Consider the following 12,679-nt stretch of genomic DNA (forward strand, 5'->3'; position numbering starts at 1 on the left):
CCAAAACCGGTCAGCGCATGAGCCGGATACACCCTTCTCAATCTGCGTCAAAACTCTGCCGCCCAAAACAGCATACTTCCCAGAACAAAACCCGTCGAAAATATCGATGGGTTTGTCAGCGGTCTGACGGCGGCTGCTGCCGCCGTTTGATGGTTGGAGAGCTTTCGTGCAGCCTCAGCTATGCGCGAAAATATCGTCTTCCGGCCAGCCCATGAGATCAAGTTCGGAGCGTGTCGGCAGGAATTTGAAGCAGGCTTCGGCCTGTTTAGCACGGCCATCGCGCTCCAGCCGCTGCTCAAGCACGGCTTTCAGGCGATGCAGGTAGAGCACGTCGGAAGCCGCATATTCAAGCTGCGCGGCTGAGAGCGTGTCCGCTGCCCAGTCCGACGATTGCTGCTGCTTGGAAATCGAAACGTCGAGAAGCTCGTTGCAAAGCTCTTTCAGGCCGTGACGGTCCGTATAGGTCCGTGTCAGCTTCGAGGCAATCTTGGTGCAGAACACCGGCTGCGGCATGGTGCCGAACGTATGCGCCAGCACCGCCAGGTCGAAACGACCGAAATGAAAGATCTTGGTGATGGACCGATCTTTCAGAAGCTTGACCAGATTTGGCGCCTTCTTCTGTCCGGCTTCGATCTGGATCACGTCCGCCGTACCGTCGCCGGGCGAAATCTGCACCACGCAAAGCCGGTCGCGATGCGGGTTCAGGCCCAGCGTCTCGGTGTCTATGGCGACCGCGTTCACCTGATAGTGATCGAGGTTCGGCAGATCGTTTTTGTGAAAACGGATTGTCATTCAGTTGTCCTTGCTTCGCGGCAATAGCCGCTATGATTCTTGCCCTACTTGGCGGCAATAGCTGCCATGATTCTTGCCCACGAGCGCTGTCCCTTGTGGAAGGAGTTCAGCTCGTATTTCTCGTTGGGCGAATGGATGCGGTCATCTTCAAGGCCGAAGCCGACCAGCAGCGATTCCATGCCGAGGAACTTGTCGAAATCGCCGACAATCGGGATCGAGCCGCCCATGGCGATCAGCACGGCTGGCTTGGGCCATTCGTCGGAAAGCGCATCCTTGGCCTTGGAAACAAGCGGGGAATCATAGGGCAGCTGGATGGCGGGCGAGCCGCCATGCGGATGGAACTCGACCGAGCAGTCGGCGGGAACGCGTTCCTTGACGAAAGCGCGGAAGGCTTCGCGGATTTTGACCGGGTCCTGTTTGTGGACGAGGCGGAACGAAACCTTGGCGGAAGCTTCTGCGGCGATGACGGTCTTGAAGCCTTCGCCGGTATAGCCGCCGGTGATGCCGTTGACTTCCGCCGTCGGGCGCGCCCATGTCAGTTCCAGCACGCTGCGGCCTTTTTCACCGGAGGGGATGGAAAGGCCGATCGGACCGAGGAAGTTTTCCGCCGTGCGGCCAAGGCTCTCCCAGGATTTCAATATCTGCGTCGGGGTTTCCTCCACGCCTTCATAGAAGTCAGGCACAGTCACGCGCCCGGTTTCGTCGTGCAGGTCTGCCAGAATCTTGGTCAGGATATGGATCGGGTTTGCCGCAGCGCCGCCGAAGAAACCCGAATGCAGGTCGCGGTCGGCTGCCTTGATGACGATTTCCTCACCGACGAGACCGCGCAGGCCGACGCTGATGGCAGGCGTTTCCGCGTCCCACATGGCCGTGTCGCAAACAAGCGCCACATCGGCCTTGAGTTCTTCCTTGTTGGCATCCAGGAAAGGCTTCAACGATGGCGAACCGGATTCTTCCTCGCCTTCGAACAGCAGCGTCACCTTGACCGGCAGATTGCCATTCACCGCTTTATAGGCCCGGCAGGCTTCCACAAAGGTCATGAGCTGGCCCTTGTCGTCGGATGTGCCGCGTCCGGTCAGGATCTTGCGGCCGTTCCCCACATCCTTGATCGCGGGTTCGAACGGATCGTTTTCCCACAGATTGAGCGGATCGACCGGCTGCACGTCATAATGCCCATAGAAAAGAACATGCGGCGCATCGGGTGTAGCGCCTTCGTGATGGGCAACCACCATCGGGTGGCCGGGCGTATCGCGCACGCTTGCATCGAAGCCGATCGTCTTCAAGTCCTCCACCAGCCATTCGGCGGCTTTGCGGCAATCGGCCTTGTAGGCCGGATCGGTTGAAATCGACTTGATCCGCAGGAGATCGAACAGGCGATCGAGGCTCTTGTCGAGATTGTTGTCGAGATGGGTGAGGACTTTGTCGAGCGATGGCGCAGACGATTGCTGGGACATGGAAACTTCCTGACGAGTCGTAACGTAAACTGGCGGCACACTACAACCAGCATCGTCAAGAGGAAACCCAATTTGAAGGAAAGCCGCTCTCCCAAAAATGAATTGGCCGTTACGGTGAGGGGGTTACCGTAACGGCCATATCACTACACTCAAAGCGGCAGCCCGGAGAGGGGAAATGAGGCTGCCGCTAACATCCGGTATCCAACGGGGGACGGGTCAGAAGACCGGCGACCGACGAACTGTCGATGACCTGGATTTGGCCTTTCAACTGTGGCTATTCAAGGGCACGGAAGATTACAAATCTGTAACAAACCTGTTATCGCGACGTGATGGGTTTCTTTCACGTGGACGGTTGTTTCTCCTGACACGGGAGCGGTTTCCTTTATTGCGGCTTTCCTCTAATTCTATCTTATGAAAAAAGGCGATCATCTCTTTCTCGTTGACGGCTCGGGTTATATCTTCCGCGCCTACCATGCCCTGCCACCGCTGACCCGCAAGACGGATGGTCTGCCGGTCGGCGCCGTTTCGGGCTTCTGCAACATGCTGTGGAAGCTCCTGAAGGATGCGCGCAACACGGATGTCGGCGTGGTGCCGACCCATTTTGCGGTCATTTTCGACTATTCGTCGAAGACCTTCCGCAACGAGCTTTATCCTGATTACAAGGCCAACCGCACCGCCCCGCCGGAAGACCTGATTCCGCAGTTCGGCCTCATCCGTCAGGCAACGCGCGCCTTCAACCTGCCCTGCATCGAGAAGGAAGGTTTCGAGGCCGACGACCTGATCGCCACCTATGCGCGGCTGGCGGAAGAAGCGGGCGGCGACGTCACCATCGTCTCGTCTGACAAGGACCTAATGCAGCTCGTGACGCCAAGCGTGTCCATGTATGACAGCATGAAGGACAAGCAGATTTCGATCCCTGAAGTGATCGAGAAATGGGGCGTCCCGCCGGAAAAGATGATCGACCTTCAATCGCTGACCGGCGACAGCACCGACAATGTGCCGGGCATTCCCGGTATCGGGCCGAAGACGGCGGCGCAATTGCTGGAGGAATTCGGCGATCTCGACACGCTTCTGGCCCGAGCCTCCGAAATCAAGCAGAACAAGCGCCGCGAGAATATTCTGGCCTTTGCTGACCAGACAAAGATCGCGCGCCAGCTCGTGACGCTCAAGAACGACGTGCCGCTGGACGTTGATCTGGACGGGCTCGTGCTGGAGCCGCAGAACGGGCCGAAACTGATCGGCTTCCTCAAGGCGATGGAATTCACCTCGCTCACGCGCCGTGTTGCCGAGGCGACCGACACGGACGCTTCAGCCGTCGAGCCGTGCCATGTCGAAACAAGCTGGGGCGCTGACGCATCCACCGCCGATCTTCACGGGCCGGACATGGATGTTCCGTCCAAGGTGGACGGCGAAGTTACAGTCGTTGCCGTGACGGCTACGGTCACCGTTTCCACGACAGAAGCCGGGTACAGGCCGGCAGAACTTGCCGAAAAACGTGCCGAAGCGGCCCGTACGCAAAAGATCGATACGAGCGCCTATACCTGCATTCGCGATATCGCGACATTGAAGCTCTGGCTTGCTGAAGCCGTGGAAACCGGCCTCCTGGCCTTCGACACGGAAACCACTTCGGTCGATCCGATGCAGGCGGAACTGGTCGGGTTTTCGCTGGCGCTGGCACCGGGCAGGGCCGCTTACATTCCGCTCCAGCACAAATCCGGTGCGGGTGATCTTCTGGGCGGCGGCATGGTCGAAGGACAGATTCCGCTGGGTGAAGCGCTGGCTGCCTTGAAAGTGGTGCTTGAAGACGCTTCGGTCCTCAAGATCGCGCAGAACATGAAATATGATTGGCTGGTCATGCGGCGCTATGGGATCAACACCGTGTCGTTCGACGATACGATGCTGATCTCCTATGTGCTGGACGCAGGCACCGGCAGCCACGGCATGGACCCGCTGTCCGAACGCTGGCTCGGTCACACGCCGATTGCCTATAAGGACGTGGCGGGCAGCGGCAAGAGTGCGGTCACGTTCGATATGGTCGATATCGACCGGGCGACGGCCTATGCCGCCGAGGACGCCGATGTCACGCTGCGTCTCTGGCAGGTGTTGAAGCCGCGCCTTGCGGCGGAAGGGCTGATGTCGGTCTATGAACGTCTGGAACGTCCGCTGATCGATGTGCTGGCGCGCATGGAAGAGCGGGGCATTTCCGTCGACCGGCAGGTGCTTTCGCGCCTTTCCGGTGATCTGGCGCAAGCTGCCGCTGCCTATGAAGACGAAATTTACGAGCTTGCTGGCGAGAAATTCACCATTGGTTCGCCCAAGCAGCTAGGCGACATTCTCTTCGGCAAGATGGGGCTGCCCGGTGCCTCCAAGACCAAGACCGGTCAGTGGTCCACCTCCGCGCAGGTGCTGGAAGACCTTGCCGCCGAAGGCCATCCACTGCCGCGCAAGATCGTGGACTGGCGCCAGCTCACCAAGCTCAAATCCACCTATACGGATGCGCTGCCCGGTTTCATCAATCCTGAAACGAAGCGCGTTCATACATGCTATGCGATGGCGTCCACATCGACCGGGCGCCTCTCGTCATCCGACCCGAATTTGCAGAATATTCCGGTGCGCACAGCCGAGGGCCGCAAGATCAGGACGGCTTTCATCGCCGAACCCGGCAACAAGCTGATTTCGGCCGACTACAGCCAGATCGAGCTGCGGGTCCTCGCCCATGTTGCCGATATTCCGCAACTGAAACAGGCATTTGCAGACGGCATCGACATTCACGCCATGACGGCGTCGGAAATGTTCGGCGTGCCGGTGGAGGGCATGCCTTCCGAAGTGCGCCGCCGCGCCAAGGCGATCAATTTCGGCATCATCTACGGCATTTCCGCTTTCGGTCTCGCGAACCAGCTTTCCATCCCGCGTGAGGAAGCCGGGCAATATATCCGCACCTATTTCGAGCGCTTCCCCGGCATCAAGGATTATATGGAGGCGACCAAGGCTTTCGCGCGCGAGCATGGCTATGTCGAAACCATTTTTGGCCGTCGCGCCCATTATCCCGATATCAGGGCATCCAATCCGCAGATACGCGCCTTTAACGAGCGCGCCGCCATCAATGCGCCTATCCAGGGTTCTGCTGCCGATATCATCCGTCGCGCCATGATCCGCATGGAAGATGCATTGTCGCAGGAAAAGCTCGCAGCCCGCATGTTGCTGCAAGTGCACGACGAACTGATTTTCGAAGTGCCTGATAACGAAGTCGAAAAGACAATTCCGGTCGTGCGTCATGTGATGGAAAATGCGGCAATGCCTGCCGTCTCGCTTGCGGTGCCGCTGCATGTCGATGCGCGTGCAGCGCATAACTGGGATGAGGCTCACTAGGTCCTGACCCTAAAGCCTTAAATGGTTGACGTGTTGGGCCCAACCCTATAGGGAAGCATCAATTCTGTTGCTTCGGTGGTCGTCAGGGGAGTCGTGGACAAGTGGGTCCGCGACCAATGGGTATACGGCTTGAGAAGCTTTTTTCGTGAAAGTGGTTCATGTCTTTGCCCGAAACCATCGCTCCGGCTCTGTCCGGAGCATTAGCCGCTCGCGGTTATAATACGCTCACCGCCGTTCAGAACGCTGTTCTGGCTCCCGAAACGCTCGATGCCGACCTTCTCGTTTCCGCACAGACCGGATCGGGCAAGACGGTCGCATTCGGCCTTGCCATGGCCAACACCATCCTCGAAGACGAACTGCGTTTTGGCGATGCGGCTGCTCCGCTTGCCATGATCATCGCCCCGACGCGCGAACTGGCGCTGCAGGTTCGTCGCGAGCTGGAATGGCTCTATGCCGATACCGGCGCGCGCATCGCATCCTGCGTTGGCGGCATGGATATCCGTACCGAGCGCCGCGCGCTGGAACGTGGCGCCCATATCGTTGTCGGCACGCCCGGACGCCTGCGCGACCATATCACCCGCGATGCCCTCGATATGTCGGAACTGCGTGCCGTCGTGCTCGATGAGGCCGACGAAATGCTCGACATGGGCTTTCGCGAGGACCTCGAATTCATCCTCGGCGAAGCGCCGGAAGACCGCCGCACGCTGATGTTCTCGGCGACCGTGCCGAAGCCGATTGCCCAGCTTGCCAAGCGCTTCCAGAACGATGCGCTGCGCATCACAGTGCAGAGCGAAACCAGCCAGCACGCCGACATCGATTATGTCGCCATGCCGGTGCCGCCGCATGAGCGCGACCACGCGATCATCAACACGCTGCTCTATTACGATAGCCAGAACTCGATCATTTTCTGCTCGACCCGTGAAGCGGTGAAGCATATGGCAAGCCGGCTTTCCAATCGCGGTTTTGCCGTGGTTGCCCTGTCAGGCGAACTCAGCCAGGCAGAACGCAACAATGCGCTTCAGGCCATGCGCGATGGCCGCGCCCGCGTCTGCGTCGCGACCGACGTTGCCGCGCGCGGCATCGACCTGCCCAATCTCGATCTGGTTATTCACGCCGATCTGCCGAACAATCCGGAAACAATGCTGCACCGTTCGGGCCGTACTGGTCGCGCCGGTCGCAAGGGCACCTGTGTTCTGGTCGTGCCGTTCTCGCGCCGCCGCACCGCCGAGCGCCTTTTGCACATGGCCAAGCTCGACGCGCAGACGGTTCCGGCACCGAGCATTGCAGCCGTTCAGGCCAAGACCAATGAGCGCATCCTGAATGCCGAAGTCTTCAACCAGCCGGTTGAAGAAGAATATCAGGATCTCCTGAAGGCGCTGACCGAGCGTTACACGCCGGAACAGATCGCGGCTGCATTCCTGAACCGCGAAGTGGCCTCTTACCCGGCAGCGGAAGAAGTTTCCGACGCGCCGGTGCATCCGGTTGGCGGCAAGAAACCCAGAGATCGTTTTGAAAAAGGCGAGCGTTCTGACCGGGGTGATCGCTTCGAGCGTCGTGATCGTGGCGAACCGGGCGAGCGTTTCGACCGTAATGCATCGTTTGACGGCGTGTGGTTCTCGGTCTCCGCTGGCCGCAAGCATCGCGCCGATCCGAAATGGCTGCTGCCGCTCATCTGCAAGGCGGGTGATGTGTCGAAGCGCGATGTCGGTTCGATCAAGATTTTCGACAACGAAACCCGCTTCGAAATCACAGCCTCGAAGGCTGACGAGTTCCGCCGTTCGGTCGAAGAACGCGGCACTGGCGAAAAGGGTCTCGTGATCCGCACCGCTGTTGCGGGTGCAGGCGGCGACGCTGCTCCGCGCGAAGGCCGGGGTGGTTTCAAGCCGCGCGGCGACAAGAAGGAAGGCGGCTTCCGCGACGGATACAAGAGCGACGGTTATAAAGGCGACCGCTCGAAGGGCGACAAGTGGGACAAGCCGCGCGACTTCTCCCGCGGAGACGACTTCAAGAAAGACGGCTTCAAAAAGGGCGGCAAAAAGCCCGAAGGCGGCGGTTACAGCAAGAAGCGCCGCGGCGAGTAAACTTCCTACGTAGAATAATGAAAAGCCCCGGATTTCCGGGGCTTTTGCGTATCAAACGTCCAGATTGGCAACGCTCAGCGCGTTTTCCTGGATGAATTCGCGGCGCGGTTCCACCTCATCACCCATCAGGCGAGTGAAGAGCGAATCGGCATCGGTTGCATCCGTCACCTTGACTTGCAGCAGCGAACGCACGTTCGGATCGAGCGTGGTTTCCCAAAGCTGTTCGGCGTTCATCTCGCCCAGACCTTTGTAGCGCTGCAGGGTCAGGCCCTTGCGGCCTGTCGCAAAGATCGCATCGAGCAGGGCTACCGGACCGGAAAGCGTATCCGCCTTGTCCTTGCGGCGCAGCACCGGCGGCTCGGCAAAGACTTCCGACAGGCGTGCAGCTACACGGTCGATCTGGCGGGCATCGGCAGAACCGAGCAAGGCCATGTCGAGTATGGCAATGTCCTTCACGCCACGCACCATGCGCTCGAAACGATAGCCGCCGTCTTCCGTCACATGGGCCGTCCAGCCGCGCTCCGTTTCTTCCGAGATCATGTCGAGACGCTTTGCGACAATGTCGGCGGACTGCTGTGCAGTGGCATTGTCTTTCGAGGCATCCGGATTGAGCAGCCCGGCAATGGCGGCCTGTTCCACCACGCGGCGGTCATAGCGCGTGTGAAGCCCGCCCAGAAGCTGACGCATGGTGCGCGCATCTTCCACCACCGAACGCAGGTCCGGCCCGGCGCGAACTTCGCCGCTGGCCATTTCCAGCGTCGCTTCCTCAAGACCTGTCTCAATGAGGAAGTCCTCGAAAGCGGCTTCGTTCTTGATGTATTGCGAGGACTTCCCGCGCGACACCTTATAGAGCGGCGGCTGCGCAATATAGATATGGCCGCGCTCGATCAGTTCCGGCATCTGGCGGAAGAAGAAGGTCAGCAGCAATGTGCGGATATGCGCGCCGTCGACGTCGGCGTCGGTCATGATGATGATCTTGTGATAGCGCAGCTTGTCCGGGTTGAAGCCGTGCGTTTCATCCTTGCCGATCGATGTGCCGAGCGCGGTAATCAGCGTGCCGACCTGATCGGAAGAGATCATCCGGTCGAAACGCACGCGTTCCACATTGAGGATCTTGCCGCGCAGCGGCAGGATGGCCTGGTTCTGGCGCGAACGGCCGCTCTTGGCGGAGCCGCCTGCCGAGTCACCCTCGACGATGAAGATTTCGGACTTGGCCGGATCGCGTTCCTGACAGTCGGCAAGCTTGCCGGGCAGGGACGTCACGCTCAGATTGCTCTTGCGGGTAATGTCACGGGCCTTGCGGGCGGCTTCACGCGCTGCGGCTGCCTGAATGACCTTCTCGACAACAGCCTTGCCGCCTGCCGGATGTTCTTCCAGCCATGTCGAAAGCGCCTCGTTGACGAGGCTTTCCACCACGGGACGCACTTCCGAGGAAACCAGCTTGTCCTTTGTCTGCGACGAGAATTTCGGATCGGGAACCTTGACCGAAAGAACGGCAGTCAGCCCTTCGCGGCAGTCATCGCCGGTAAAGGTGACTTTTTCCTTCTTGGTCATGCCCGAAGCATCGGCATAGCCCGTCACCTGGCGCGTCAGCGCGCCGCGGAATCCGGCCAGATGCGTGCCGCCATCGCGTTGCGGAATGTTGTTGGTGAAGCACAGCACTTTCTCGTGGTAGGAATCGTTCCACCACATGGCGACTTCCACCGTCATGCCGTCTTTTTCGCTGCGGATATAGATCGGTTCTTCCAGAAGCGACTTCTTGCTCTGGTCGATATATTTCACGAATTCGACCAGCCCGCCGTCATAGTGCAGCTCATGCTCCACCACATCCGCATGACGGCGGTCGGCAAGCTTGATGCGAACGCCCGAATTGAGGAAGGCGAGCTCGCGCAGGCGGCGTTCCAGCGTGTCGAAGTCGAACTCGACCATGGAGAAAGTCTCAGGCGAAGGCAGGAAGCTTACTTCCGTACCGGTTTCATCGCCTGCATCACCCGTTACCGCGAGCGGAGCATCGGCCACGCCATGCGTAAAGCTCATCTCATGGATCTTGCCGGCGCGGCGGATCTTCAGCCTCAGCCAGATCGACAGCGCGTTCACCACCGATACGCCGACGCCGTGCAAACCGCCGGAAACCTTGTAGGAATTCTGGTCGAACTTGCCGCCAGCGTGGAGCTGGGTCATGATGACCTCGGCGGCCGAAACGCCTTCTTCCTTGTGAATATCGGTCGGAATGCCGCGGCCATTGTCGGTCACGGTGCACGACCCGTCCGGGTTGAGGGTGACGGTCACAAGCGTGGCGTGTCCCGCCAGCGCTTCGTCGATTGCATTGTCCACGACCTCGTAGACCATATGATGCAGGCCGGAGCCGTCATCCGTGTCACCGATATACATGCCGGGACGCTTGCGAACGGCATCCAGGCCTTTCAGAACACGAATGGAATCCGCGCCATATTCGGCGGGGGCTTCGGAATTCATCTCGGGCATCTCGCTCATGAAAATCTTTCGAAAAACGCGCTGCGAATGCAGCTTCAAAGATATGTCGAATCACGCGACAAACATGGCTTTAATATAGGTGCTAACGCCCATTTTTCCAAATTTTGGCGGTAATTTTACCGGGGATTCCGGTTGGTGGCCGGTGTGACGGCGATCGCGGCGCCGCACGGCTTCTGGAACCGCCATAATTGACGCTTATATCCGGTTTGACGGGGGCGTTCTTGACCTGTTTTGTGACGAAAGGAACGCTTGATGGAAACTGCGAACGTCATGAGCGAACGACCGGATCCATTCGTGCCGCCTGCACCGCGTCCCCGCGAAAAGCCGGTCGGTCGTTTCGAGATGATGCGGGTTGTCTACAGGAACCCGCTCGAGCTTTGGGGCGAGCCTTCCTATAACGAGCGCTGGATTTCCGTCAGCTGGTTCGGCATGAAAACCATCATTGCCAACGATCCGGGGCTGATCCGCCATGTGCTGGTCGACAATGCCGCCAATTATCCCATGTCCGCCATTCGCCAGAGGGTGTTGCGTCCGTTATTGCGCGACGGCCTGCTGACGGCTGAAGGTCCGGTGTGGAAGCGGTCGCGAAAGGCCATGGCTCCGGTTTTCACGCCGCGCCATATCGGCGGTTTTGCCGAAACCATGCGCGACCGGTCGCTTCGCTTCGCCGAGCGATACAAGACCCCCGGCACGATCACCGATGTTGCTCATGACATGACGCTCCTGACCTACGATATTCTCGCCGAAACCTTGTTTTCGGGCGAGATCGCGGGCGATCCAAACGATTTTGCCCATCAGATCGACAGGCTGTTCGAAACCATGGGCCGGGTCGATCCGTTCGATCTTCTGGGACTGCCCGACTGGTTTCCGCGCTTCACGCGCCTGCGTGGACAGCAATCGCTCGGTTTCTTCCGCGAACTGGTTTCAAACACCATCGCGCTGCGCAAAGCCCGCATGGACAAGGGTGAAGACGTGCCGAGCGACTTCCTCACCCTGCTTTTGCGCGCCGAAGGGCCGGACGGCCTGAGCCGCTCCGAGATCGAGGACAACATCATCACCTTCATCGGCGCGGGGCATGAGACAACCGCCCGCGCCCTTGGCTGGACGCTCTATCTGCTTGCCAAGGCGCCGCGCGAGCGGGAACGTATCGAAACGGAAATCGACGGCTTTTTTGCACGGGGCGGGCGCGATCTGCCGCCGCAGGACTGGCTGGCCTCGCTGCCTTTCACGCGTGCAGCCTTCGAGGAGGCGATGCGACTTTATCCGCCCGCTCCCTCAATCAATCGGGAGGCTGCGACCGACGATACATATGACGATCTGAAAATCCCGAAGGGTGCGACCGTGCTGGTCATGCCGTGGGTCATTCATCGCCACAGGCTATACTGGGATCAGCCGGATGCTTTCATGCCGGAACGCTTCTGGCCCAAAAACCGGGACAAGCTCGACCGCTTTCAATATCTGCCCTTCGGTGCGGGACCGCGCGTCTGCATCGGCGCAAGCTTCGCCTTGCAGGAGGCGGTCATTGCGCTGGCAATCTTGCTGGATGGCCGTCGTTTCGAGGTGCTGGAAACGACCAGACCGTGGCCGGTGCAGAAGCTCACCACCCAGCCGCAAGGCGGTCTGCCGATGAAGGTTTTGAAGCGCTGATCAGCGCTTGAGGCGCTCCGCATGCCAGCGCAGATGGTCGCCCATGAAGGTCGAGATGAAGAAATAGGAATGGTCATAACCGTCGCGCATATGGAGCGTGAGCGGAATGCCAGCCTTCTTGCAGGCGTCTTCCAGAAGCCATGGGCGCAGGCCTTCATCGAGAAAGCCGTCAGCAGTGCCCTGATCGACCAGAAATTCCGGGAACCGGTAGCCGTCCTCGATCAGGAGCGTGGCATCATAGGCGCGCCATGCGCGCTCTTCAGGCCCGAGATATTTTTCGAGCGCTGGTCTGGACCAGCCAGCCGTCGACGGCTGCACGATGGGAGCGAAAGCCGAGGCTGATTTGAAGCGGTCCGGGTTTTTAAGCGCGATGGTCAGCGCGCCGTGCCCGCCCATGGAATGGCCTGTGATAGCCTGACGCGACATGTCGAGCGGAAAGTTCTGCGCAACCAGATCAGTCAGCTCTTCCGTGAAGTAGCTATACATCCGATAGTTCTTGGCAAAGGGGTCCTGCGTCGCATCGACGTAAAAACCGGCTCCCTTGCCAAACTGCCAGTTGTCCGGTTCATCGGGGATGTCGTCCCCGCGCGGGCTTGTATCGGGGCAAATAACGGCAATTCCCAATTCTGCGGCCATTTGCCGATATTCACCCTTGTCCATCACATTCTGATGTGTACATGTGAGGCCCGACAGATACCACAGGACAGGCACCGGCCCATCCTTGGCCTGTGGCGGCAGGAAGACGGCAAAGGTCATGTCGCACTGGTTCGCCGCGCTCTTGTGACGATAAACGCCCTGCGTTCCATCAAAGCTCTTTGCGGTTGAAATGGTTTCCATCAAGAA

The 12,679-nt window shown here is 59.4% G+C and carries 7 protein-coding genes; 3 read left to right on the forward strand and 4 right to left on the reverse strand.

Annotated elements, in window-relative coordinates:
* Positions 1-174: 174 nt before the first annotated feature.
* Both F9K78_RS11520 and F9K78_RS11525 read right to left on the reverse strand, forming a co-directional pair.
* The gene (locus F9K78_RS11520; protein WP_121985760.1) at positions 175-792 is read right to left on the reverse strand and encodes a ribonuclease D; all 618 of its coding nucleotides are present in this window, start codon (positions 790-792) and stop codon (positions 175-177) included.
* 44 nt (positions 793-836) lie between these two features.
* Entirely contained in the window at positions 837-2,246 is a 1,410-nt protein-coding gene (locus F9K78_RS11525) for a dipeptidase (RefSeq protein WP_121985759.1), read from the reverse strand.
* Positions 2,247-2,657: 411 nt separating this feature from the next.
* Between F9K78_RS11525 and polA the strand changes: the two genes are divergently transcribed.
* Positions 2,658-5,615: a DNA polymerase I gene (gene polA / locus F9K78_RS11535; protein WP_121985758.1), complete on the forward strand. Its 2,958-nt coding sequence runs from the start codon at positions 2,658-2,660 to the stop codon at positions 5,613-5,615.
* Between the two features lie 158 nt (positions 5,616-5,773).
* Positions 5,774-7,696 carry a DEAD/DEAH box helicase gene (locus F9K78_RS11540; protein WP_121985757.1) on the forward strand — a complete coding sequence of 641 codons (1,923 nt, stop codon included), beginning with the start codon at positions 5,774-5,776 and terminating at the stop codon, positions 7,694-7,696.
* A 51-nt stretch (positions 7,697-7,747) separates the two neighbouring features.
* On the opposite strand, the gene gyrB is transcribed toward F9K78_RS11540, so the two are convergent.
* Positions 7,748-10,189: a DNA topoisomerase (ATP-hydrolyzing) subunit B gene (gene gyrB, locus F9K78_RS11545; RefSeq protein WP_151682218.1), complete on the reverse strand. Its 2,442-nt coding sequence runs from the start codon at positions 10,187-10,189 to the stop codon at positions 7,748-7,750.
* A gap of 270 nt (positions 10,190-10,459) precedes the next feature.
* On the opposite strand from gyrB, the gene F9K78_RS11550 reads away from it, so the two are divergent.
* Positions 10,460-11,836, forward strand: a complete 1,377-nt coding sequence (locus F9K78_RS11550) for a cytochrome P450 (protein ID WP_235925416.1) — start codon at positions 10,460-10,462, stop codon at positions 11,834-11,836.
* Here the strand turns inward: F9K78_RS11550 and fghA are convergent, their stop codons facing one another.
* Entirely contained in the window at positions 11,837-12,673 is an 837-nt protein-coding gene (gene fghA / locus F9K78_RS11555) for an S-formylglutathione hydrolase (protein ID WP_121985755.1), read from the reverse strand.
* Positions 12,674-12,679: the final 6 nt, after the last annotated feature.

Origin of the sequence: Brucella pseudintermedia (genome assembly GCF_008932435.1) — a bacterium.
Lineage (GTDB): Bacteria > Pseudomonadota > Alphaproteobacteria > Rhizobiales > Rhizobiaceae > Brucella > Brucella pseudintermedia.